Genomic DNA, 24,961 nt, shown 5'->3' on the forward strand with positions numbered 1-24,961 from the left:
AATCAATAATAAAAACAGGGTAGTCGTCAGACTATCCTGTTTTAATATTTATCCAGGCACTACGCTTATATCACTGTGAAGTGTGATGTCGAAGCCTTCTGGTGAAGTAAGATGTGTTTCTTCAACATTTGGTTTATAAATATCAAAGTGAGCTAAACCATAAGTATGTTCATTGTCTAAGCGCACTTAATTAGATTGCCAAATATTTGCGGCGATATGATGGTGATAGTTTTGCGTAGACATAAATAATGACTGTGGGTATTGAGAAATGTGTTCTAACCCAATTTGATTAATATAAAATTCACGCGCTTGACCTAAATCATGTGTTTTAAGATGTAAATGTCCAATTTTGCCCTCTGCAGGCCAACCTTGCCAACCGTCTTCTGAACGTTGTGCAATTAAATCATCGGCATCTACTTCTAGGGTATCCATTTTCACAAAACCATCAGACCATTGCCAAGTGTCAGTAGGGCGATCTTGGTATACTTCAATTCCATTGCCTTCTGGATCATTGAAATATAGTGCCTCACTCACTAAATGATCGCCACCGCCAACAGGAATATTCATACGGCTCATGTGGAAAAGGAAGTTCGCTAAATCTGTGCGAGTGGGTAAAAGATACGCAATGTGGAATAAGCCAGTTTCTCTAAACGCAGGGCGACGTCCGTCTTCTAACAAATTCAAAGTTAACGTATGGCCATGCACACCGACGTTAAACGTAACAGATTGAGTATGTTGTTCTTTTATAGAAAATCCTAAAATATTAGAATAAAAATCAGTCATTTTTTTTAAATCTTGAACATTTAAAGTTATATTTGTAACTTGTGTTGCTTCAGTTGTGTGAAATGAAGTCATAGTAACGTACCTCCCAGGATGAAATTAATCATCTTTGTTTATTATTTATATTAAGTATAATAAATATATTCCATAAATAATAAATACTCAAGATAATTGTTTTCACACATAAAAAAACTCAAGAAGAATGAATATCTCCTTGAGTAAACTAACTTTCGAAATAATGAATTATCCGAAGTAAACATCTTGATAATCTTCATTTTTTTCTAATACGTCTTTCGCAAATGGGCAAGATGCGATGATTTTTAGGTTGTTTTCACGCGCATGTTGAACCACTGCATCTACTAATTTAGTGCCTAAATCTTGACCGCCTAATTCATCAGAAACGCCAGTGTGATCAATATCGATTTCGTTATTATCAACTTGCTTGTAAGTAATTACTGCTTGAGGATTGTTCTCATCTTCACCAACGTAAAATTTGTTATTACCTTGTTTAATTTCTTCAGCCATGTTACGTCACTCCTTTAATAATGTCATAGTACTATGTATCACTTTTTCAGAAAAATAAAACATTCGATAAATAAATTTTAGAATATAAAGATTATAGAAATTGTTATAAACAGAGATATTGCTTTTTTTAAACAGAACCGATATAGTTGAGAACGAAATCATTACGTTTTGGAGGGGTTGAGTTGTTTTTGAAAAGGGCGTCTGTACTGATCCTCGTTATGTGCTTAAGTATTGCTTTATCAGCGTGTAGCACAACACACAGTACGCATACGAAAGAGAAAGTTACAACCAAAAATAAAATCGACATCTATACGACTGTATTCGCATTCAAAAGCTTTACACAGCAAATAGGTGGCAAATATGTGAATGTGGATACCATTTATCCTCCAGGCGCGGACACGCATACGTACGAACCAAGTCAGCGCGATATGATTAATATTGCTAAAAGTGATTTGTTTATTTATTCGAGCGATGATTTAGATCCAGTCTCAGCTAAAATTACGAAATCAATGAACAATGACAATATGAAATTAGCTGTGGCAGATGGGCTTAGTCATAGTGACTTATTAACCGAAGACGATGATCATGATGAACATGAACATCACCATGCTGAAGCGGGGCATGACCCTCATGTATGGTTAGATCCAGTATTAGATAAAAAATTTGCTAAGAAGATTAAAGATGATTTAGTAAAAAGAGATCCATCACATCAAGCGTATTATGAACATAATTTTCAAAAGTTAAATCAAGATTTAACACACTTGGATAAAGAATTAACTCAAATCACGACACATCCTAAACGTGATAAAGTAGTGATCTCTCATGATTCCTTAGGCTATTTAGCGCATCGCTACCACTTTGAGCAAGAAGGCGTGAGTGGCATGAATAATGAAGAGCCAAGCCAGAAAGACATTCTTGCGATGATTAAACAAATTGAGCAAACACATCAGCCGTACATCTTATATGAACAAAATATTACGTCTAAAATCACTGATGTCATTCGAGATGAAACAAAAGCTCAACCAGTAAGTTTCAATAACTTATCCGTCCTAACTAAAGCACAAGCCAACGACGACGCATTAACCTTCCAATCTATCATGAAGAAAAATATTAAAGCGCTCGATAAAGCATTAAATCAGTAGCATATTAATAAATACCCCCTTATCCCAGAACGTGGAATAAGGGGGTTATCTTATATGATTAAGACCATCTAATATAACTTACCGTTGTATTGTAGTACTCTTCAAAGCCGTGAATACCATCGGCACCGCCTAAACCAGATTCTCTCCATCCAGCATGATAACCATTTACCACTTCTTCGGCTTCACAGTTCGCATACACTTCACCGAATTTAAGTCGTTCTGTCGCTTCCATCACTTCTTTTAAATTCTCAGAGAAGATATATGAAGATAAACCGGCATTTGTATCATTCGCCGCGTCAATCACTTCATCAAAGTCATTATAAGTCGTTACAGCTAGCACAGGTCCAAAGATTTCTTCTTTGAATGCACTATCGTTAGGATTTACATTATCAATAATTGTAGGCTCATAGAAGAAACCAGCACGGTCCATTTTATGTCCGCCTAACACAAGATGAGCACCATTTTTAAATGCTTCTTGAACTTTCTCATCAATGCTATCTAATTGTTTCTGATTAATGATTGCACCGTAATCTGTATTGTTATCAAATGGATCACCCACTTGAAGTTGACTCATGTGGTCTTTTGCTTTAGCAATAAAGTCATCATGCACATCTTCATGTACGAAGATACGTTCAGGACATGTGCAGACTTGCCCCGCATTATTGATACGCGCTGTTACGATATATTCTACTGCTTTATCTAAATCAGCATGTGGCGTAACTAAGACTGGCGCGTTACCGCCTAACTCAAGATTCACTTTCTTCACAGTATCAGCCGCATTCTTATAAACGGCTTTACCAGCATCCATACTACCTGTTAGTGAGATTAATTGAATATCTTTATGTGTCGCAAGTTGCGTACCAACCGTTTCACCAGTACCAGGTACGATTTGAATTAAGCCAGCAGGAATAGTTGACGCACGGAATAATTCCGCTATTTTCAATGTTAATAATGTTGTTTCCTCACTTGGTTTAATAACTACAGAACAACCAGTTACCACTGCTGGAATAACCTTACGCATTAAGACCAAAATTGGCGCGTTCCATGGCACAATACCTGCCGTCACACCAATAGGTTTCTTCGTTAATTGAATCGTTTCACTCGCTACACTATTTTGCAATACTTCACCTTTATTACTCATACTTAAGCTTGTCATATAGTCGATAAACTGTACCGCTTTATCAATTTCTCCCTCAGCTTGCGCAAGCGTCTTACCTTGCTCTTCAACATATAACTTCGCTAATTCATTCTTATTTTGCTCTAATAAGGGAATTAATAATTTTACATGCTCTGCACGTGTAGGCGCAGGCACACGCTCCCATTCACGTTACGCATGTTTCGATTTCTCAATTGCTTCATTCACTTCTTCTTCCGTCGCAAACGTAATTGTATCAATCTTTTCACCCGTTGCAGGATTAATCACATCCATCGTCTCATTTGACTTACTCTCTACAAATTCATTATTAATAAATAGTTGATTGGTCACTTAAGACACCTCCAATCATAGTATTCCCCGAAATCTTTTATTTTATTCTTTTAGAAAAGTCAGAGAAACTTATAAGGTATACGAAAATTCATTTTCAACAGTAAAATACGTCACGAAATATCAAGAATAGAAAGTGAGAAACAACACGTCATCATGCAACCATAATAAACAAAAGTATTCAAATTGACGATGAACTACAGAAAGTGTATAATTTATCTCCAAATCGAAATGAAATTCTAGAATGTGAGGTAAGGAAATGGATCGCACACAAGGATCATTAAAAGCATTTATAGGGTTACATAGGGCATTAGATGCATTAGAGAAAGTAGTTAAGCAAGATGTTCAAAATTACGGATTAAATGTTACAGAATTTGCTGTCTTGGAATTACTTTATAATAAAGGCCCACAACCAATTCAACGCATCAGAGATAGAGTACTCATCGCTAGTAGCAGTATTTCTTATGTGGTGAGTCAACTTGAGGATAAGGGCTGGATTACGCGAGACAAAGATCCTAACGATCAACGCGTCTATCATGCAACTTTGACTGATAAAGGACAGCAATTTATGGCGCAGATCTTTCCTCAACATGCTACGACACTGACAAATGCTTTCTCAGAATTAACAGAAGAAGAATTAATTACGCTTCAACATGCATGTAGAAAGTTAAGTCATCAATCAGCCGAAGTATAAATATAATATAAAAGGTTCTCATGGATACTTGTAACGTATCTGTGAGAACCTTTCGTATTATTGATGATTTGAAGATATTATTTGAATAAAGCCACGATACATAACTGGAATAAGGAGTATGAAACCGAACAAGCCCATAATTGGGAAGACTTTTCCGATTAAAGAAATGAAACCGATAAACGTACATATAAACGTGACAATAGCCATAGCGATAATTAGCATGTAATAGCCTTTGGAAAAGGGTTCCGTAAAACGAGAAGCGAAGGCATACATTAACCCAACGACCGTATTGTAAATTACTAAAATCATAATTATCGACATAATCGTACCTAATAATGGAGAGATATGACGCGCAAGTAATAGGGTAGGGAGCGCCACAGATTGAATATGCTCAAACTCTGTAATTAAGCCTAAATTAATCATCAATAGTAAAAACGTAATGAGGAGACCACCTAATAAACCGCCCCAAACTGCCGATTGGCGATGTTTCAAACGGCCACCCATCACACTTAAGAAACTAAACGCAGCCGCAATTTGTAGACTTGCATAATTTAAACCATCAAACCACCAACCAAGTGATAACCCGTGATGATGATGAGCATAATCATTGGCAGCCGTGAAGTTTAAATCGCCCGTTATAAAGTAATAAATCGCGATAATCGTCACTACAATGACTAAGAAGGGGGTTACCACACCTAACACAGCAATTAAGCGATCGAAATTTAAAAATAATGTTACTAGAATAAAGAGCACTAACAGTAGGGAACTTATCCAGAAAGGTAAACCAAAGCTTTCATGCACAGTCGATGCGCCTCCAGCCGTCATAATTATCGCTAATGAAAATAGAAAAATAGTAAGAATAATATCAAATAAACGTGCCATCCAAGAAGGTAAATAATACCGTATCGATTCAGAATGGTTATGTGATTTTATTCGATAACCCGTTTGTAAAACAAAGATGCCACCTAATGTCACGATAATCCCTGTAATAAGAATTGCCAGAATACTATAGCTACCATTACTTGTGAAAAATTGAAAAACCTCTTGTCCTGTCGCGAAACCAGCACCTACGACTACACCAACAAACGCAAACGCGACCATAATCGCCTCTTTAAAAAACTGCACTTCTGAAAAATCCTTTCAAACTTTAAAAATATTAATAAAAACAATTATTTATTTTAACGAAATTTCTCACAAAAATAAATACTAAAGTTTACATGAAGTGCACACTGTCTTTGTACAAAGGTCATTTAAAGAAACGACACATAATAGTAATGCAGTCTTAAAGAAAGTTTGATAGTATAACACAGTATTAAGTAAAAAGTAGAAAATGAATTTTTTAATCGAGGAAGGTGTAGGCATGTCTTTTGATTTACCTGTCATGCTTATCATTGTGCTATTTTTAGCGCTAGGTATCTTTAGCCAATGGTTAGCGACACGTATCAAATGGCCCTCAATCGTCGTCATGTCGATTGTAGGACTATTAGTAGGGCCAATACTGGGACTAGCAAATCCTCAACATACGTTGGGGTCGGAAGTATTTAGTCCTATCGTTTCATTAGCCGTAGCAATTATTTTATTTGAAGGAAGTAGTAACTTAGATTTCCGTGAATTAAAAGGTATTTCCAAAGCGGTTATTCGTATTATTACGATTGGCGCTGTCATTTCATGGTTTTTAGGTGCAATTGCCTTAAACAAGATTTTAGATTTCCCACTATCCGTCTCTGTCGTGATGGGTGGACTATTCTTAATTACTGGACCAACAGTGATTCAGCCATTGCTCAAGCAAGCGAAAGTGCGCAAGAGTGTGGATTCTATCCTACGTTGGGAAAGTATTATTTTAGACCCTATTGGTCCAATTTTAGCTTTAACCGCATTTTATGTTTATCAAATCATGGAACAAGGTTTTGGTTTTCAAGTTATTTTCCTATTTATCTTTAAAATTGTTATCACAGCTGTAATCGGATTTGGCGCATCATTCATATTCAATTGGTTAATCCAACGCGATATGATTCCACAAAACTTAATGCCATCCATTCAGCTCGTCTTTATCCTATTGGTATTTAGTATATGTGACCAAATCTTACAGGAATCTGGTTTATTAGCCGTAACTATCTTTGGTTTAATGATGGCACGCTATAAACGCCATGACTTAATTTTCAAAGAGTCAGATCATTTCGTTGAAAATGCTTCATCAATATTAGTATCAACTGTGTTTATTCTGATTACGTCATCATTAACCTCATCTGTATTAATAGATGTCTTATCATGGCAATTACTTGTCTTCGCGATAGTGATGATTATCCTTGTACGTCCTGTGTCAGTACTACTATCAACAATAGGTACTGAAATCACGAAAAAAGAACGTTTACTTGTTGCGATGATGGCACCGCGAGGCATCGTCGTTCTTACGGTAGCTCAATTCTTTGGTGGGTTATTTATGAATGACCATGTCAAAATGGCTAGCTATATTACACCAGTGACATTTGGATTAGTATTTATTACTGTAGTGATTTATGGCTTTAGCTTTACACCAATAAGTAAATTACTTGGTTTAGCAAGTACGGAGCCACCAGGCGTGATTATCGTAGGTGAGAGTGAATTCTCTTTCCATCTAGGTAGTAAACTTCGTGAGCATGATATTCCAGTAATGGTCTTCAATTTATTTGAGAACACATCGACGAAAGCAGAAGAATACGGCTTTGAAATCTTTAAAGGTAACTTACTTTCAAGTAGTGACCGTATCTACGCTGATTTAATTCGTTACAATAAGTGTTTACTCATGACGAAATCATTTATTTTCAACAGTTTAGCCTTTAACGAATTAGTGCCAGAGTTTGGTTTGAATAATGTCAGTATGATGCCTGTGTCATTTACCGATGAACAAGCCAGAAATAATCTCAACGGTCCATTACGTAATCATATTTTATTTGATGAAAATCATAGCCCAAGATGGTTCGATAATACCATTACGAATAAAAATATTGTGGAAGTTCACGCAGAAGAATATGAGCATATTACTGAACATGACATGATTATTTATCACATTGATGATGACAAAGTCGTATCATTTAATAAAAGTAGTAAGCCACTACCAGAGCAAGACAGTGGGACGTATGGTATCTTAAGAGACGTCTATGAATAATATAACGTTTTAAAAATTGTCTGAAACGTCATTTGACGTTTTAGGCAATTTTTTTATTTAAAGTCTGACTACATGTATTAAAATTACTTTTCCATTTATCAAATTTATGTAAGCGCCTTATAATGAGGGAGAGGTGTGTTTATGGATAAAGAGAAATTAGAAATAATCAAAACGCATGCACTAGAATTCTTTAATCTACAAATTAGAAACTTTCATATTTATGATGTGAAAAGTATTGGAAAATGTCTTCAAACTCCTTTTACTAACACGAGGAGTCAATCGTTTAAAAGTGAGTTGAGCCATTTAATCAAAAATATGAAAAGTAAGTATATTTATAAATATACAAATAGTTTCAAAGTAAATTATCTATTATTCAAGTTTAATAAGCATAATCAACTAATTGTTATTGGACCATTTCTTATCACAAGACCAAGTGAAAGTGAATGTCATGAGTTACTCCAAGAAAGAAATATGGGGGTAGATAGATTAGATGATTTTAAGCAATACATGTTATCTATTCCTTTGTGTCAACAAGTGCAAGTAGAAAAAACAGCACGCTTAGCTGTGAAATTTTTAAAAGGTAAAGCGAATTATGACACGATTCAACCTATAGAATTTAATTTTCATATTAAGCAAGAATCATTTAGTGAGAGTATAAATGAATTTAATTTCACATTAAATCAATTGGAAGAACGCTATAATTTAGAAAATCAATTCTTAAATGAAGTTGCTAATGGTAATTCAGAAAAAGCATTGTCACTTTTCCAACAAACATTTGCAATTATTTCTGGAATTGAAAGGGGAAAGGATGCCTTAGTCACTAAAAAATATTTAGCCTATTTAATGAATACCCTATGTAGAAAAGTGATTGAACGAAGCGGGGTTAACTTATTAACCGTAGATGCTTTATCTACTAAGTATGCTTTTTTAATTGATAGTGAGAAAAGTGTTGAAGGTATATTTCAGTTAACACGTGATTTAATTACTGAATATGCGAATGCTTCAATGTATGCACAAACACTTAAATATAGTTCAAAAATTAATAAAGCGATTCAATACCTTGAACTACATTTAAGTTATGAGGTTCATTTAGACGACTTGGCTGCTGCTGTTAATTTAACACCCGCATATTTATCACGCTTATTCAAGAAAGAAGTGGGTGAGACTATATCACAATATTTAAAGCAATTACGGGTTAAGAAGAGTGAAGATTTAGTTGCTAATACAGACATGAACTTTGAGTATATTGCTCATTATGTAGGGTTTAAAGATCAAAGTTATTATACGACTTGCTTTAAACAATATTATGGCGTATCACCAAAGAAGTATAGAAGATTGAAAAAGGAAGGTATGCTGTAGTCGGATTTATTAAAAATATTAAACTGAAAAATTAAAAAAGTAAAAATTTTTAAAGAAAAGACAATTAAATTAAAAATAGCTAAGTTAAATGGTGAGTTTATACACTTTGTATTAAATATTTAAGAATCATTTTAATTTGTCACATTTTGTCGATATTTTTAAGAGAACGCTTACAAAACAATGGTTATGGCCATTGTGTTGTAAGCGTTATTTTTGTATTTTTATATTATTTTAAAATGATCATAAATGGAAAATTGACCATATTTTTCAAAAAAAGAATAATGGAAGTGAAAAAAGAGGAGAGGGCGAGAAAGTTGAAAAAATATGAGACTTTAAATCGTTTACATGAAAATTATTTAGTAGCTGTTGTAAGAGGTAACAGTCAAGAACAAGCCGTCGCTTATATTGAACAAATTATTAAAGGAGGGATTCTTAATATAGAGGTGACCTTCACTACACCACAAGCGGAACTCGTCATTCAAGAAATATTAGAAAAATATAAAGAACACGATGTTGTCGTAGGCGCTGGTACTGTGTTAGATGCTGTCACAGCTAGAATTGCGATTAGTCATGGAGCTTCTTATATTGTCAGTCCACATTTTGATGCTCAAATCGCAGAAATGTGCAATCTATACACGATACCTTATTTACCTGGATGTGGCTCTGTTACTGAAATTACTGAAGCCCTTAAATCAGGCGTTGATGTCGTTAAATTATTCCCAGGTAATCTATTAGGCGCTAAATACATTAAAGACGTGCACGGCCCTATGCCACATGTTGAAATGATGCCATCAGGTGGTGTTTCATTAGACAACATGAATGAATGGTATGACAAAGGTGCGTTTGCGGTAGGCATAGGAAGCGCATTGACGAAACAGGCGAATTCCGATATCAACATCGTTAAAGAGAACACGCAACAATTCGTACAAAAATTTAATGAAATAAGAGGGTGAGACTTTGAAATTTATTACGCTAGGCGAAATCATGATGCGCTTGTCCCCTGAAGGGTTTGGAACCATAACGGATGCCAAGCGATTCGATGTCAATTATGGGGGCGCAGAAATGAATGTCGCAGTAGGACTAAGTTCATTAGGTGTTGAGTGCTCGATGCTAACGGCTTTACCGAAGAATTTATTAGGTGACACTGTCATCATGAATTTGAGAAAACATAGTATCGATACCCAGTTTGTCGAAAGAAATGATGGACGCTTAGGAACGTATTTCTTGGAGAAAGGGTTCAGTGTAAGACCGTCACAAGTTATTTATGATCGTCAAAACTCCGTATTCTCAAATACGACATTTAACGATTATGACATTGAGCAAGCATTAGCAGACCATCAATGGTTTCATTTTACTGGAATTACTCCAGCTTTAAATGAAGATATGTTTGACTTAGTTAAACAAACACTGGAACATGCTAAGAAAAAAGGGATGTTCGTTAGTTGTGATCTGAATTTCAGAGCAGCTCTATGGGACTTCGAAACTGCACGACTTAAGATGTCTAAGTTACTACCTAACGTTGATTTAATCTTTGGTTACGAACCATTGTCGCTACCCGATGATCAAAATAAAGATAAAAAAGATGGTTTGGATAGATTAGCTAATATCGAAAAATTAAAGCCAATATTAAAAGAAATTCAAGAAAAATATGATATTAAGTATATCGCGTTTACACAGAGAAAAAATTTTAGCAGTACAAGAAACCGCTTACAAGGATTCTTGTATACAGAAGATGTAGTGTATCAATCAAAACAATATGAAGTTGAAATTATCGATAGAGTTGGAACTGGAGATGCATTTAGTGTAGGTATTATTTATGGTCTCATCAATGGACTTGATAAAGATGAGACGGTTGAATTTGGGATTAAAAATGCATTATACAAGCATACAGTTGAGGGTGATCACACACCTTCTAATTTTGAAGTTATCAATTCTATCCAACCCGATACACAAGACATTAAACGATAGGGGATTAGAAAGAAGGGGAGAATATGACTTCTGAAATTAATGGTAGCAAGCCAAAAGTTCAAAAGTTTAAAGAACTTGAACAACCTAAATTAAAATTTAAAGAAAAGTTTTCTTATGGTTTGGGAGATTTAGGTAATGGCTTAATGTTTGATATGGGTCAAATTTATTTACTTAAGTTTTACACAGACATTTTAGGAATCTCAGCCTTTTACGGAGGGTTAGTATTCTTAATTTCTAAAATTTTCGATGCGTTTGTGGATACTGGCGTAGGAACCATCGTAGATTCTCGAAAGAATATTGGACCTAAAGGTAAATTTAGACCATTTATTCTTTACGGTACATTACCTTTAGCGATAATGACTATTATTACATTTTTATCACCTAATTTGGGAGATACGGGTAAGATTGTATGGGCATTTGCAACTTATATGTTATTTAACCTAGCGTATTCAGTGGTTAACATCCCTTATGGTTCATTATCAGCTTCAATGACTTTGAATGCTGATGACCGTACGCAATTATCAGTATTTAGGAATTTAGGTTCTCAAGGTGCGATATTTGTTGCAGGAATTGTGGTCGTGCCTATGGTAGATATATTTGATAATCATGCCTTAGGTTATCCAGTTGTTGTTGCATTACTTGCTGGCATTGGGGTATTACTTCACATTATTTGTTATAAAAACGTCAAAGAACGTCATGTTGTCGTTGATAATAAAAAGGAAGAAAAGGTTAAGCGAAATGATGATACTAACGCATTTATGAATGTTGTTAAAAATGGGGCATTTGCTGCCTTAGCTATTTTCACTTTACTAAGTATCATGGCGATGTTCTTAAAACAATCATCTCAATTATATTATTTCCAATATGTTTTAAATGAGCCTAACTTAGTAGGATTAGTGAGTGCATTAAACTTTATCATGTTAATTCCAGGATTATTATTAACAACATTTTTAAGTAAAAAGTTTGGTAAGAAAATGACCGCAGTGATAGGTCTCGGAGGTTTCGTTACATTCGAGTTTCTAAATTACTTTATTTTTGGCGAACATTACATCAGCTTTTTAATCGCTAATACATTATCTAATTTCTTCTTAGTCATACCGACGACTGTTTCTTGGGCGTTTATCGCTGATGTGGTTGAGTATGGACAATGGAAGACAGGTAAACGTACAGAAGGGATTATTTATTCAAGTTATAGCTTTACACGTAAAGTTTCACAAGCCTTAGTAGGGTTTGTACCTGGTTTAGCATTAACTATGATTGGTTATCAACCTAATGTAGCGCAGACAGAAGGTACTTTAGAAGGTCTTAAAATTTTATTCTTCGTTATACCAGGAAGCATCAGTTTATTAGCACTTGTTATTTTCGCTTTAACTTATCCACTAACAGATAAGCGACATAAACAAATTGTTAAAGAATTAACTTTAAGAGATGAATTATAAATAGGAGGCTTTATTGTTATGGCATTTATTAATGAAAATTTTATGTTGAACAATGAAACAGGGAAAAAATTATATGAGAACTATGCTAAAGATTTACCCATTTATGATTTCCACTGTCATTTAAGTCCACAACAAATTGCAGAAGATACCCAATTTGAAGATATAGCTGATATTTGGTTAAGTGGAGATCATTATAAATGGAGAGCAATGAGAGCGCTTGGTATTGAAGAGCGTTATATTACTGGTGATGCAAGTAATAGAGAGAAATTTATTAAATGGGCAGAAACGGTTGAAAATTGTGTAGGAAACCCATTATATCATTGGTCACATTTAGAATTAAAAATGTACTTTAACATTGATGAATTATTGACTGCAGACAATGCAGAGAAAATTTACGATGAAGCAAATCAATTCTTAAAAGACAATCAAGTGAGTGCACGTTCTTTAATCACTGATTCAAATGTGAATGTGATTTGTACTACTGACAATCCTACAGATGATTTAAAATATCACGATCAAATTGCACAATTGGATGATTTTGATACAGCTGTTTTACCTACCTTTAGACCTGATGAGGTATTCAAAATAGGAGATCAAGCTTTCTTAACATTTTTAGAGAAACTTGAACAAGTTGAAGACACTAAAATCAATAATGTAGTTGATTTTGTTAAAGGTCTTCATCATCGTATTGACTTCTTCCATTCTAAAGGTGCTAAGTTATCTGACCATGGTATTTCAGTGCTTCAGTATGAACCATTTTCAAAAGAAGAAATTGATAGCATCTTTGAAAATGCTTTAAATAATAAGGAAATTGATGACAAAGGGAAAGCACAATTCCAAACGTTCATCTTAAATGAATTAAGTAAAAAATATCATGAGAATGGCTGGGCAATGCAAATTCACTTTGGTGCGTTAAGAAATGCTAACACGCAAATGTTTGAAAAAGTAGGTCCAGATACAGGGTTCGATTCTATCTTAGATCAAGAAAATATCGCTTACCATTTAAACTCATTACTCGACATGATGGAATATGAGAACCATTTACCTAAGACTATTCTTTATAATTTAAATCCTAATTATAACGATATCGTTGGTTCTGCGATTGCTAATTTCCAAACAGAACCTGGTATTAGAAGTAAAGTGCAACATGGTGCAGGTTGGTGGTTTAATGACACTAAACGTGGCATGATTCGTCAAATGTCTTCATTAGCAGATCAAGGATTATTAATGAATTTCGTTGGAATGCTAACAGATTCAAGAAGCTTTATTTCATATTCAAGACATGATTATTTCAGAAGAATCTTATGTACGTTTATTGGTGAATATGTAGAAAATGGAGAAATTCCTAATGATGAAGCATTATTGAAAAAATTAATCGAAAACATTTGCTATAACAATGCTTATGAATATTTTAAATTAATCTAATGGGGGTATTCTAATGAAAATGTCGTTTAGATGGTATGGGTCAGACGATCCTATCACGTTAGAGAACATTCGCCAAATACCAGGCATGGAAGGTATTGTAAGTGCTATTTATGATGTGCCAGTCGGGGAAGTTTGGCCGAGAGAAAAGATTAAAGCACTAAAAGATGAAATAGAGGATGCTGGTTTAGAATTATCAGTGATTGAGAGTGTGCCAGTACATGAGGACATTAAACTTGGTAAGCCAACACGTGACCAATATATTGAAAATTATTGTCAAACGTTAAGAAATTTATCTTCTGAGGGTATTCATACAGTATGTTATAACTTTATGCCAGTCTTTGATTGGACACGTTCTCAATTAGAGTATCGTCTTGAAGATGGCTCAACTTGCTTAATTTATGATGAAAATGATGTTGATAAAATGAATCCTCGTAGTGGGGAACTAGCGTTACCTGGATGGGATTCAAGCTATACTAAAGAAAGTTTAAATGCCTTATTGGATGAATATGATGATGTTGATGAAGAGTCATTATGGCAGAATTTAGAATACTTTATTCAAAAAGTAATACCTGTTGCCGAAGAAGAAGATGTTCTGATGGCAATTCATCCGGACGATCCACCTTGAAATATCTTTGGATTACCTCGAATCATCACTAACAAAGAAAACTTAGAACGTTTTATCAATTTATATGATTCAAAACATAATGGTCTTACAATGTGCTCTGGTTCATTAGGAGCAGATCAAAACAATGACTTCGTCGATATGTTACGTTACTTTGGTAAGAAAGATCGTGTACACTTTGTGCACGCGCGTAATATTAAGCACACTGGTACCTCTTCATTCCAAGAATCTGCACATCCATCGTTTAAAGGTTCTTTAGATATGTATGAAATCATTAAAGCACTTGCTGAATTTGATTATCATGGACCAATTCGACCTGACCATGGTCGCATGATTTGGGGCGAAACTGGTAAACCAGGATATGGCTTATATGACCGTGCATTAGGTGCAACATATTTAATTGGATTATATGAAGCGGTAACTAAATCAAACTAAGGGGTGTTATAACATGAAATTACCTTTTGAGGTAGATTTAAGTGAAAAAACGGTTGTTATTACTGGAGGATCAGGTGTCATAGGCTCAGAATTATCTAAAGCTTTAGTCGCTTGTGGTGCTAAAGTAGCGATTATTGGCTTGAATGAAGATAAGGGAAAAAGCTTAATTGAAGAAATAAATGGCACTACATCTAAAGGTGAAGCCGAGTTCTTCCAGGGTGATGTGACGTCACGCACGGATATGGAAAAAGTAAAAGAAGTTATCAATCAAAAGTATGGTGAAATATCTATTTTAATTAATGGTGCTGGAGGAAATCATCCTAAAGGTACGACTGATGATGAATATTATGACAACAATAATGAAGAATCGATTCAAGACTTTTATGGATTGGATGAAGAAAGTGTTGGCTTTGTATTTGATTTAAACTTCAAAGGGACATTTATTCCTACGCAAGTATTTAGTAAAGATATGGTCGAGCAAGACTTTGCTAGTATTATCAATATCTCTTCTATGAACGCGTTCACACCTTTAACTAAGATTCCAGCATATAGTGGTGCTAAAGCAGCAATTAGTAACTTTACGCAATGGTTAAGCGTATACTTCTCACGTACAAATATTAGAGTAAATGCCATCGCACCTGGTTTCTTATTAACTGATCAGAATAGAGGATTATTGCTCAACGATGATGGCTCTTATTCTGAACGTGCAGAAAAAATTATTAATTCAACACCATTAGGTCGATTTGGCGAACCTGAAGAATTAGTTGGCGCATTATTATTCTTACTCAACCAACAAGCTTCAAGTTTTGTAAATGGTGTCGTACTACCAATTGACGGAGGATTTAACGCTTATTCAGGTGTATAAATAAAACTACAGGAGGACGTATAATATGTTATATCCAATAAATACTGAAACAAGAACAGTCGTTGATTTAAGCGGTGTTTGGAACTTTAAATTAGAAAGAGAAAATGACCCTAATGATGTTCAGACACCAATAGAGACTGAATATGTTATGGCAGTACCTGGCTCTTATAATGAACAAGGTGTTGTTGATGAAATTAGAGCTCATGTCGGAAATGTATGGTATGAACGTGAGTTCATCATTCCTAAGACATTTAAAGAAGACAGAGTAGTCTTACGTTTCGCTTCTGCAACACATCATGCGACAGTTTATGTAGATGGTCAAGAAGTAGTTAAACATTCAGGAGGATTTTTACCTTTCGAAGTTGAGTTAACAGACGAACTTGCTTCGGTTGGGAAACACCGTTTAACTGTGAAAGTAAATAATATATTAGATTATTCTACACTTCCTGTAGGTAATTATTCTGAAGAAAAAAGAGATGATGGAAGCGTAGTGAGAAAAAATAATCCTAACTTTGATTTCTTTAATTATGCAGGCTTACATAGACCTGTCAAAATTTATACAACGCCTAAGTCATACATCGAAGATATCGTTATTGTTACTGATATTAATAATGAACAAGAGGGTGTCGTAGATTATACTGTAAAAGGTAACTTCGATGACAATAAAAAAATTAAAGTAAGTGTGATTGATGAAGACGGAGAAGTAGTCGCTTCAGAGTCAAACTTTGAAGGGACAATCACAGTCAACCAACCACTTAATGCTTATATGTATCAATTAAAAGTAGAAATTTATGATGAGGACGAATTAATTGATAGTTATGAAGAACCTTTCGGTATCCGTACAGTAGAAGTGAAAGATGGCCAGTTCTTAATTAATAACGAACCATTCTATTTCAAAGGTTTCGGTAAACATGAGGATACTTATTACAATGGTCGTGGTCTTAATGAAAGTGCTAACGTGCTTGATATCGCTTTATTCAGATGGATAGGTGCAAACTCATTCAGAACATCTCATTATCCTTATTCTGAAGAAATGATGCGTTTAGCTGACCAACAAGGAATTGTTGTCATTGATGAAACAACTGGGGTAGGTCTTCATTTAAGCTTTACTGCATTGTTGAACAATGATAATTCAGAAAAACCTAATACTTGGGAAGGTCTGAACACGAAAGAAGCACATGAACAAGTCATTAAAGAATTGATTGCTAGAGATAAAAACCATCCTTCAGTAGTCATGTGGTCAGTTGCCAATGAACCAGCTTCTATGGAAGATGGCGCTAAAGAATACTTCGAACCATTAGTACACTTAACACGTGATTTAGACCCTCAAAATCGTCCAGTCACTATTGTATTAATATTAACAGCACAACCTGATGTCGATAAAGTCCATGAACTTGTAGATGTGATTTGCTTAAATAGATACTATGGTTGGTACACGCAAATGGCAGATTTACAAAGTGCTAAAAATGCCTTAACAAAAGAATTAGATAAATGGGGCGAAATCGAACCTGGTAAACCTATTATGTTTACAGAGTACGGTGCTGATACAATTGTTGGCTTCCATTCAGCAGCAACACAAATGTTTACTGAAGAATTCCAAGTAGATTACTATAAAGCGAACCATGAAATTGTAGATCAATATCCTACATTTATTGGTGAGCAAGTTTGGAACTTTGCAGATTTTGAAACTGCAGATGGTTTATTCCGTGTTCAAGGTAATAAAAAAGGTATCTTCACTCGAGATAGAAGACCAAAATCAATCGCACATTATTTCAAACAACGTTGGCACGACATCCCAAACTTTAATTATAAAAAATAGTACGCTAATTAAAACTTGAATAAAAACTGTCGACAAAGTACAAGACCTTGTCGACAGTTTTTTATATCTTTATATTTTTTAAATTCTTAACTTAATATCAAATAAACATTTTGCATGTTTGATAAAGAAATATCAATGCAATTCACTTGCGTAAGGCGTTCTAAGATAGATAACGAAGTGTAGTTGTGAAGACTCCTATGTTAATCACTAATGAACATAAGTGCTATGCACTTATGTAAGAAATTCTAAAGATAAACTACGATTGTTGTTGCGCGACTCTTGGCGGAGTATTTTAATAATGAACACAAGTGCATTAGCACTTGCGTAAGGCGTTCTAAGGTAGATTACGAAACGTAGTTGCGTAGACTCCTAGGGGAGCAGTGCCAGTCGAAGACTACAGGCTGAGACGGCACCCCAGGAATGCGTAGCAACTTAAGTGAGTTAATATCTATCTAAAAACGCATTTACATGACTACAGGCTTGAGACTTTCCCGCAAGAAAGCGTCGCAACAAAAATGAGTAAATGTTTATCTAAGAATTTCTTTAGAATCCTACAGGCTGAGACAGCACCCCTGGAAAGCGAAACAACTTAAACGAGTAAATATCTATCTAAGAACTACTTTACAAGACCAGGGCTCAACCCATCCCCTAGGCAAGCATCTCAACTTAAGTGAAATAACCATCCATTTTAGAAAAATAATAATTATAATTGTAAAATCACTTCAAATATCTATCATGCATTAATAATTTAAGAATGCGGATTTGTTCTAGCATTTCTTTACCTTCGTTTGTGTCTTTAATCTTCTTACGTTGTAATTCTTCATCCACTACACGACGTACTGATAATTCATCAGCACCATCTGAAAGTACTTTATCTCTCGCATCAAAATGTTGATGTGCCACCAACTGCATGCCAAATGAATTATAAAGTAATGTATACCCTGCAATACCTGTTGTCTTCTGATAGGCTTTAGAGAAACCACCATCAATCACAATCATCTTGCCATCTGCTTTAATAGGGTTCTCACCATCAATCTCTTTAACTGGCGTGTGTCCATTAATAATACGTCCCTCATCTGGATTTAAGCCAAAGTCTTTCAACATCTTACGAATCATATCCACATCTTCACGTAAATAGTAATATGGATTTTTAGGCTCTTTATGAGAGGCTTTATCTTCAATAAAGTAACGTTCGAATGTTGTCATTGCTCTTTTTCCGAAAAGTGAACTATATTTACCTGTCCATAAATACCATACTAAATCAGTTGAAAGATCATCAGTAATTTCCTTGTTATCATATGCTAAACGCACATGTTTTTCGAAAACATCAAGTAAGTCACGGCCTTTATGTAACTCACCTTCAATTTCAAATGATTCCATTTCTCCGTTTTCATCGACAGGAATACAACCGTGAATAAGAAGATTGCCATTGTAAGGTAGGTAAAGTTTACCTTTTTGCATTAAGAAAGCCATATGGCGTTTTAATTTCTCAGATTGTTGGAAAGAAAGTAACAATTTGTCGATGACTTCTTCTTCTTCAGGTAATAGTTTGCCTGGATCTTGGGGATCAACTGTACTAAAACATGTGTCTTTTAAAGGATATGTTTTGCCGTAAATTGTAATTTCATTCGTATCATAGTTGACCTTTTCAAGAACTAAACGATCGTCCATTTCAAAGCTTGGGCGACGTTTAATAATTGGCATTTCTAATTTGAATTGAATCATTGCAATCGCTTGGTGAATCTTTGTGATTTGACTCTCTTCGAGTTTAGATAAGCCAGCAGGTTTGTCAGGACGTTTCTTTGGCTTAAAGGCAGGGTTGTCGCCATCATAATACTCTTCAGCTAATGTGAGTAAAGGACGTAAGTTAATACCATAAGCATCTTCGATAATATCTAAATTATCATATCGTGCACAAATACGGAGTAAGTTAGCAAGACAAGCTTTAGAGCCTGCATAGGCGCCGACCCATAACACATCATGGTTACCCCATTGAATATCGACTGAATGATAATTGATTAAAGTATCCATAATTTTATCTGGTTGAGGACCACGATCGTAAATGTCACCCACAACGTGAAGGTGATTTACAACAAGGCGTTGTACAGTATAAGACAATCCGATGATTAAATCGTCTGATTGTTCGAGTTCAATAATGAGGTTAACAAGTGTTTCATAATAAGATTTTTTATTTTTAAATTCATTGCTTTTATAAAGGAGTTCTTCCACAATATATGTAAATTCTTCAGGTAATGCTTTACGTAACTTAGAGCGCGTATATTTTGAAGAACAGTAAGTAATAAGTTCGATGAGACGTTCAATTGTAGTGATATACCAAAGGTTTAATTTACCTTTAGAATCGAAGTTATTTTTTACAAGTTTTAATTTTTCTTCAGGATAATAAACAAGGGCAGCTAGGTCATCAATTTCTCTTTGAGATAATTTATTTGTGAAGATGTCATTGATTTTAGCGCGCACGTTACCAGAACCATTGCGTAGCACGTGTTGGAAAGATTCATATTCACCATGTAAGTCACTCACAAAGTGTTCTGTACCTTTAGGTAATTCTAAAATAGATTCTAAATTAATAATTTCGGTAGCAAGTTTTTCTGGGCTATCGAATTGTTGAGACAATAAATCCAAATATTTCTTTCTTAATTCACTTTCAGTCGTTTGCGTCATTTATTTTTCACTCCTGTGTGGGATTGTCATTTGTTTTGAAAAGGGCAGTAAAATATAAAACCGCTTACATAAATTATCTTTAAAAAGTAGCATTTTTTCAATGGTGATGCTTAAATTGTCGAAATTAAAATATGAAAAAACCCTTCATGCTAGATGAAGGGTTGAAAAATTAACGTGTACGTTTTCTATTTTTAATGAATATAACATATAGTAGGTATAAGATTGCTAAGAAGATAATGACATACATGATATAAGAATAAGTATGTAAACCAGCCATTAATACGTCAAAGCTATCACTTAATAAACGGCCTAATAAAATAAGGGCAAAGTTCCAAATCGTTGTACCTAATAATGATAAGACTGTAAATGTAATGACATTCATTTTATTGATACCAGCAGGAATGGTAATGAGTACACGTAAAACCGGAATGAAGCGGCATAATAAAAATGCCCATGGGCCATAGCGTTTAAACCAATCATTGGCACGCTTGACGTCTTTACCTTTTAGTTTGAACCATTTCCCATGTTTATCAACAAAACGGTAAATACTTTCTTCTTTGATTAAACGACAGATATAGTACAAAATTAATAATCCTATAAATGAAGCGATAGTTGAAATAAGGAATAAGACGGGAATCGATAAGCCTGATTTAACAGACATTAATCCTGCAAACGTCAAAATAATCTCAGAAGGGACGACAGGCAACACATTCTCTAATAAGATAAGAATAAAGATGGCTGCGTAGCCCCATTTACTTATAAAATCGGTAATTAACTGTTCCATTTATAATTAAGAACTCCTTTAATTTTAAGCTTTATAACTACAATAAAAAATTCATAGTAAATTCATTATAATAAAATTTACTATGAATTGCTTGTATAAACCTAAAAGGTTATTATTTTAAAGCCTTTAAGTAACGATGATACAGTTGAGTAGCTTCTTCATCATCTTCGATACCATAGACATTCATACGTCCGTCTTTAAACAAGGTAATTTCATAATCCTTATCTTGAATTAGTTTCGCAAATGACGTGGATTTCACCATATCACCTGGGAAATGTTCAGCGTGTTCAAAGACAGCAGGTTGGTATCTAAAGAGATACGTTTTACCACAAAGACTTTCAATGTGTTGCTGTTGCTTTGTTTCTAATAATTCATAATGTTGTTGTTCGCAAACTTCACAGTCATTGTCTTTCAAGATATCGACATTCATGGCTTTAAAGTTAATCTCGAAAGCATCAATGGTAAGTAATTTTTTGGAAAAGCCTTTTCCAGATAAATAGCGAATAGCTTCTGATACTTCATAGCTTGCCACTTGTGTAATGACAGGCGGTAAGACGCCATTAATCGCACAACTTTCGCCAGTAGAAGGCATACGTTTTAATAAACATTTTAAGCAAGGCCCCTCAAAGTCGATGCCATAGACGGTGCCCTTACTGCCAACTGCAGCACCATATACCCAAGGAATATGATGCTTATGGCATACTTCGTTAATGAGATAACGAATTTTAAAATGATCCATGCCATCAATCACAATGTCAGGTTGCACCTTATTCATAATATCTTCAATATTCGTAGAGTCAATTTCTTGATAAAACGCTTGTACTTCTACGTTGGAATTAATATGCGCTAATTTTTCTTTAACGGCGTGTACTTTAGGCACCATGTTGGTAGCATCATCTTCTGTATACAATGCTTGGCGATGTAAATTTGATGTTTCCACAATATCCATATCAACAATGGCCAAGTGATGGGCGCCCATGCGAGCTAATAGCTCTGCTACATGGCTACCTAATGCACCAGCACCAAGTATTAAAATCTTCGCATTCGATAGGGCGTGTTGCCCATTTTCACCAAAAGCATGATAACGCATTTGACGATTGTAACGTTGCATTATAAGAATTCTAATCCTTCAGTTGGGCTTGACGCTTGCGCAGTATATTTCACTGGAATTCGTCCAGCTTCATAAGATAAACGACCAGCTTCAATACATAATTTCATTGCTTCAGCCATTTTAACAGGGTCTTTAGCGCCTGAAACAGCTGTATTTAATAAGATGGCGTCAGCACCTAATTCCATTGCGTGACAAGCGTCTTTAGCTGATCCAATACCAGCATCAACGATAACTGGGACATTAGCGTTTTTAATAATGTAGCTAAGGTTTAATTGGTTGTTAATACCACGGCCAGTACCGATTGGAGAAGCAAGTGGCATTACGGCATGTACATCTAATTCTTCTAAGCGTTTCGCTAAGACAACATCGTTAGAAATGTAAGGGCATACGATGTAGCCTTTCTCTAATAATATTTTACAAGCTTCGTATGTTTCGAAAGGATCAGGTAATAATGTTTCATCATCACCGATGACTTCGACTTTAATCATGTCACATACGCCTGCGTGGTTAGCGATTTCAGCGATACGAACGGCTTCTTCTGCAGTTTTAGCACCTGCTGTATTTGGGAAAGTGATGAAATCTTTTAAATTAATATTCGCAAGTGGGTTAGGTAAGTTTTTGTCATATAAGTTCATACGTCTTACTGCGAATGTAAGAACATTTGTTTCTGACGCTTTAATCGCTTCTGTTTGAATGTCTTCATTTTCAAATTTACCAGTACCTAATAATAAACGAGATTGTAATTCTAAATTTCCAATTTTAAACATATTATCCGCCTCCAACAAATTCTAATAATTCTAATTGATCATCTTCACGTACAGTATGATTATCATACTCTTCTTGTTTAATTAATGTCTTATTATGCTCGACGATGACACGTTCAGGGTCTAATTCAAGTGAGTGAAGCACTTGAGTAATCGACTGTTCTGCGTCGAATGTGAACGCATCACCATTAATGATACACTTCATTATTTGACCTCCTTGAAACATTAAATGACTCATAATTGCGTGGTTTAACACCAGTAAATAGCCAATTCGCAATATCACGGCCTATGACAGGTGAAAGTAAAATACCGTTACGGTAATGACCTGTAATGACGTATAAACCATCATCTATACGATCCATGATAGGCAATTCGCCATCAGTATAAGGGCGCACGCCAGACCATTGCTTAATGACTTTACCTTGTGCTAATTCAGGAATGCGTTCATTCGCGTATTGGTGTAGCCATGAGACACCTTGATTGGTATTGCCGACAGAATAATTATCAAACTCACTTGTCGCGCCAATAAGGAAACGATTAGGTTGTTTCGGCACGATATAGCAACCATTCGTCATAAATATCGTTTCTTTTAAATCTAAGTCGTCATGTTCAATCAATAATACTTCGCCTTTAACACCAACTACTTTACGCGGAAGTTGGTAGCGCTCTAATAATTTCGAAGTCCAAGCTCCTCCAGCGACAATCACTTTCTTAGCAACTAATTGACCTCTTGATGTAGATACTTCGTAATAGCCATTTTGACGTTCAACGTTAAGCACTTCAGTTTGATAATAACGATGAATATTACGTTGCTGTAGTGATTTGAAAAGTGCTTTCGTATAATGGTTCGCATTGATTTGTCCATCATTTGGAATGTAAATTGCCATTTCACTTGATGTGACATGACCATGCGTTAAATCAATTAAATCTTCTTCAGATAATTCCACTACACTAGGGTCCATGGAACTTAAGAATTCATATTGCTGTCTTAAACTTTCAACATCTTCAGGGCGATTCGCCACTTTGATTAATCCCGATGACTGATATTGAATATCGATACCTGTTTCATCTTGCAAAGCTTCGCACAGTTCTGGGAAAAGTGAGCGCGATTCGAGCGCAAGTCTAAATAAATCATTATCTTCAGTAAATTCATTTTGTGCACCTAGCATACCGCCTGCTTTGTAAGAAGCATGTTTACCAGGAACATCTCTATCGACAATAGCGACATCCATTTGTGACTGACTTAAATGTCGCGCAATAGACATGCCAATCACGCCTGAACCTATAATAAGAACGTCATGCATCTTTCAACCACTCCTTTCGTAACTGTTCGATTTGTTGTAAAGATGCGTTCATAAAGAAAGAAATTGCACATATACCAGTAAACCCTTTAGGTAATTGGTGAATCGTTTCTTTAGTGATGCCACCAATAGCATAAATAGGAATCGGCAAACGTAAAACGTCATTGACCTCTTCTTGTGAACGTGGCTGTTGATTTGGTTTAGAAGGCGTTGTGAAAATGTGGCCATAAAACACATAATCAAGACCATGTTCATAAGCTTGCTTCACAGATTCTTTAGAATGGGTCGACATACTGACTTCGACATGAGGGTATCGTTGTTTGTAATCAAACGCAGTCTTATCCATCTCACGACAATGTAATCGTGAAAGGCTCAATGATTCTAGTAACTTAACATCACTATGAATGATTACTTTCTCTTTTGGAAAGCCTGCATCTAAAAGTTGTGTGATGAAGTTAAATAACGCTTTACGTGACATAGGGGTACGAAAAAGTAGTCCGTCTATCCCTTCAGCTATAGCTAAGAAATGCTGTAAATCTTCGTCTGTTAAATCTTTGTAAGTCGTTATTGCAATAAATATATGCCTCACCCCTTGAACAATAAAAAACGCTATTACCC

Annotated in this window: 19 protein-coding genes and 3 pseudogenes; 11 read left to right on the forward strand and 11 right to left on the reverse strand. The window is 35.1% G+C overall.

Annotation, left to right across the window (positions count from 1 at the left end):
• Positions 1-48: 48 nt before the first annotated feature.
• Together LIX58_RS06600 and LIX58_RS06605 are read right to left on the reverse strand one after the other, a co-directional pair.
• Positions 49-855 (reverse strand): annotated as a pseudogene (locus LIX58_RS06600) (VOC family protein).
• Positions 856-1,023: 168 nt separating this feature from the next.
• Positions 1,024-1,305, reverse strand: a complete 282-nt coding sequence (locus LIX58_RS06605; RefSeq protein ID WP_154837305.1) for a GNAT family N-acetyltransferase — start codon at positions 1,303-1,305, stop codon at positions 1,024-1,026.
• Positions 1,306-1,523: 218 nt separating this feature from the next.
• Between LIX58_RS06605 and LIX58_RS06610 the strand changes: the two genes are divergently transcribed.
• On the forward strand, positions 1,524-2,447 hold the full coding sequence (locus LIX58_RS06610; protein ID WP_413470814.1) for a metal ABC transporter solute-binding protein, Zn/Mn family: 924 nt from the start codon (positions 1,524-1,526) through the stop codon (positions 2,445-2,447).
• Positions 2,448-2,505: 58 nt separating this feature from the next.
• On the opposite strand, the pseudogene aldA reads toward LIX58_RS06610, so the two are convergent.
• Positions 2,506-3,933: pseudogene (gene aldA / locus LIX58_RS06615) on the reverse strand (aldehyde dehydrogenase).
• 256 nt (positions 3,934-4,189) lie between these two features.
• Between aldA and mhqR the strand changes: the two are divergent.
• Positions 4,190-4,624 carry a MarR family transcriptional regulator MhqR gene (gene mhqR, locus LIX58_RS06620; RefSeq protein ID WP_154837303.1) on the forward strand — a complete coding sequence of 145 codons (435 nt, stop codon included), beginning with the start codon at positions 4,190-4,192 and terminating at the stop codon, positions 4,622-4,624.
• A gap of 57 nt (positions 4,625-4,681) precedes the next feature.
• On the opposite strand, the gene LIX58_RS06625 is transcribed toward mhqR, so the two are convergent.
• The gene (locus tag LIX58_RS06625; RefSeq protein ID WP_413470815.1) at positions 4,682-5,725 is read right to left on the reverse strand and encodes a hypothetical protein; all 1,044 of its coding nucleotides are present in this window, start codon (positions 5,723-5,725) and stop codon (positions 4,682-4,684) included.
• 259 nt (positions 5,726-5,984) lie between these two features.
• Here LIX58_RS06625 and LIX58_RS06630 point away from each other — a divergent pair, with 259 nt between their 5' ends.
• The 9 genes and pseudogenes from LIX58_RS06630 (at position 5,985) to uidA (ending at position 17,701) form a co-directional block, all read left to right on the forward strand.
• Positions 5,985-7,769, forward strand: a complete 1,785-nt coding sequence (locus LIX58_RS06630) for a cation:proton antiporter (protein WP_154837299.1) — start codon at positions 5,985-5,987, stop codon at positions 7,767-7,769.
• A 141-nt stretch (positions 7,770-7,910) separates the two neighbouring features.
• On the forward strand, positions 7,911-9,128 hold the full coding sequence (locus LIX58_RS06635; RefSeq protein WP_154837297.1) for an AraC family transcriptional regulator: 1,218 nt from the start codon (positions 7,911-7,913) through the stop codon (positions 9,126-9,128).
• Between the two features lie 314 nt (positions 9,129-9,442).
• On the forward strand, positions 9,443-10,081 hold the full coding sequence (locus LIX58_RS06640; RefSeq protein WP_154837295.1) for a bifunctional 2-keto-4-hydroxyglutarate aldolase/2-keto-3-deoxy-6-phosphogluconate aldolase: 639 nt from the start codon (positions 9,443-9,445) through the stop codon (positions 10,079-10,081).
• Between the two features lie 4 nt (positions 10,082-10,085).
• On the forward strand, positions 10,086-11,096 hold the full coding sequence (locus LIX58_RS06645; RefSeq protein WP_226386191.1) for a sugar kinase: 1,011 nt from the start codon (positions 10,086-10,088) through the stop codon (positions 11,094-11,096).
• 23 nt (positions 11,097-11,119) lie between these two features.
• Positions 11,120-12,535, forward strand: coding sequence for an MFS transporter (locus LIX58_RS06650; RefSeq protein WP_226386192.1), 1,416 nt, complete (start codon positions 11,120-11,122; stop codon positions 12,533-12,535).
• A gap of 18 nt (positions 12,536-12,553) precedes the next feature.
• Positions 12,554-13,960, forward strand: a complete 1,407-nt coding sequence (uxaC, locus tag LIX58_RS06655; protein WP_154837291.1) for a glucuronate isomerase — start codon at positions 12,554-12,556, stop codon at positions 13,958-13,960.
• A 13-nt stretch (positions 13,961-13,973) separates the two neighbouring features.
• Positions 13,974-15,017: pseudogene (gene uxuA, locus LIX58_RS06660) on the forward strand (mannonate dehydratase).
• 13 nt (positions 15,018-15,030) lie between these two features.
• A complete protein-coding gene (locus LIX58_RS06665) occupies positions 15,031-15,882 on the forward strand; it encodes an SDR family oxidoreductase (protein ID WP_154837287.1) in 852 nt (283 codons plus the stop codon).
• A 25-nt stretch (positions 15,883-15,907) separates the two neighbouring features.
• Complete coding sequence (gene uidA / locus LIX58_RS06670) at positions 15,908-17,701, forward strand: beta-glucuronidase (RefSeq protein ID WP_226386193.1); 1,794 nt, start codon at positions 15,908-15,910, stop codon at positions 17,699-17,701.
• Positions 17,702-18,418: 717 nt separating this feature from the next.
• On the opposite strand, the gene LIX58_RS06675 is transcribed toward uidA, so the two are convergent.
• The 7 genes from LIX58_RS06675 to LIX58_RS06705 form a co-directional block, all read right to left on the reverse strand.
• Positions 18,419-20,383 carry a fructose-1,6-bisphosphatase gene (locus tag LIX58_RS06675; RefSeq protein WP_154837283.1) on the reverse strand — a complete coding sequence of 655 codons (1,965 nt, stop codon included), beginning with the start codon at positions 20,381-20,383 and terminating at the stop codon, positions 18,419-18,421.
• 169 nt (positions 20,384-20,552) lie between these two features.
• Positions 20,553-21,167 carry a DedA family protein gene (locus LIX58_RS06680; RefSeq protein WP_226386194.1) on the reverse strand — a complete coding sequence of 205 codons (615 nt, stop codon included), beginning with the start codon at positions 21,165-21,167 and terminating at the stop codon, positions 20,553-20,555.
• Between the two features lie 112 nt (positions 21,168-21,279).
• A complete protein-coding gene (locus tag LIX58_RS06685) occupies positions 21,280-22,278 on the reverse strand; it encodes a ThiF family adenylyltransferase (RefSeq protein ID WP_154837280.1) in 999 nt (332 codons plus the stop codon).
• Positions 22,278-23,045, reverse strand: coding sequence for a thiazole synthase (locus tag LIX58_RS06690; protein WP_226386195.1), 768 nt, complete (start codon positions 23,043-23,045; stop codon positions 22,278-22,280). Before LIX58_RS06690 ends, LIX58_RS06685 begins: the two co-directional genes overlap by 1 nt.
• A gap of 1 nt (position 23,046) precedes the next feature.
• Positions 23,047-23,247 (reverse strand): sulfur carrier protein ThiS, encoded by a 201-nt coding sequence (gene thiS, locus LIX58_RS06695; RefSeq protein ID WP_103297373.1) that lies wholly within the window; start codon positions 23,245-23,247, stop codon positions 23,047-23,049.
• Positions 23,231-24,346, reverse strand: a complete 1,116-nt coding sequence (gene thiO / locus LIX58_RS06700; RefSeq protein ID WP_154837276.1) for a glycine oxidase ThiO — start codon at positions 24,344-24,346, stop codon at positions 23,231-23,233. Before thiO ends, thiS begins: the two co-directional genes overlap by 17 nt.
• Complete coding sequence (locus LIX58_RS06705) at positions 24,339-24,932, reverse strand: thiamine phosphate synthase (RefSeq protein WP_154837274.1); 594 nt, start codon at positions 24,930-24,932, stop codon at positions 24,339-24,341. Before LIX58_RS06705 ends, thiO begins: the two co-directional genes overlap by 8 nt.
• Positions 24,933-24,961: the final 29 nt, after the last annotated feature.

Source organism: Staphylococcus sp. Marseille-Q1834, from assembly GCF_916858875.1.
Taxonomy (GTDB): domain Bacteria; phylum Bacillota; class Bacilli; order Staphylococcales; family Staphylococcaceae; genus Staphylococcus; species Staphylococcus pragensis.

What these genes read in the sequence shown, in the direction of transcription:
- LIX58_RS06630 (WP_154837299.1), top strand. Translation starts at nt 5,985, where the DNA reads ATGTCTTTTGATTTACCTGTCATGCTTATCATTGTGCTATTTTTAGCG.
- LIX58_RS06685 (WP_154837280.1), bottom strand. Translation starts at nt 22,278, where the DNA reads ATGCAACGTTACAATCGTCAAATGCGTTATCATGCTTTTGGTGAAAAT.
- LIX58_RS06625 (WP_413470815.1), bottom strand. Translation starts at nt 5,725, where the DNA reads ATGGTCGCGTTTGCGTTTGTTGGTGTAGTCGTAGGTGCTGGTTTCGCG.
- LIX58_RS06690 (WP_226386195.1), bottom strand. Translation starts at nt 23,045, where the DNA reads ATGTTTAAAATTGGAAATTTAGAATTACAATCTCGTTTATTATTAGGT.
- LIX58_RS06610 (WP_413470814.1), top strand. Translation starts at nt 1,524, where the DNA reads ATGTGCTTAAGTATTGCTTTATCAGCGTGTAGCACAACACACAGTACG.
- LIX58_RS06605 (WP_154837305.1), bottom strand. Translation starts at nt 1,305, where the DNA reads ATGGCTGAAGAAATTAAACAAGGTAATAACAAATTTTACGTTGGTGAA.
- uxaC (WP_154837291.1), top strand. Translation starts at nt 12,554, where the DNA reads ATGGCATTTATTAATGAAAATTTTATGTTGAACAATGAAACAGGGAAA.
- LIX58_RS06665 (WP_154837287.1), top strand. Translation starts at nt 15,031, where the DNA reads ATGAAATTACCTTTTGAGGTAGATTTAAGTGAAAAAACGGTTGTTATT.
- LIX58_RS06635 (WP_154837297.1), top strand. Translation starts at nt 7,911, where the DNA reads ATGGATAAAGAGAAATTAGAAATAATCAAAACGCATGCACTAGAATTC.
- LIX58_RS06680 (WP_226386194.1), bottom strand. Translation starts at nt 21,167, where the DNA reads ATGGAACAGTTAATTACCGATTTTATAAGTAAATGGGGCTACGCAGCC.
- LIX58_RS06650 (WP_226386192.1), top strand. Translation starts at nt 11,120, where the DNA reads ATGACTTCTGAAATTAATGGTAGCAAGCCAAAAGTTCAAAAGTTTAAA.
- thiO (WP_154837276.1), bottom strand. Translation starts at nt 24,346, where the DNA reads ATGCATGACGTTCTTATTATAGGTTCAGGCGTGATTGGCATGTCTATT.
- uidA (WP_226386193.1), top strand. Translation starts at nt 15,908, where the DNA reads ATGTTATATCCAATAAATACTGAAACAAGAACAGTCGTTGATTTAAGC.
- thiS (WP_103297373.1), bottom strand. Translation starts at nt 23,247, where the DNA reads ATGAAGTGTATCATTAATGGTGATGCGTTCACATTCGACGCAGAACAG.
- LIX58_RS06675 (WP_154837283.1), bottom strand. Translation starts at nt 20,383, where the DNA reads ATGACGCAAACGACTGAAAGTGAATTAAGAAAGAAATATTTGGATTTA.
- mhqR (WP_154837303.1), top strand. Translation starts at nt 4,190, where the DNA reads ATGGATCGCACACAAGGATCATTAAAAGCATTTATAGGGTTACATAGG.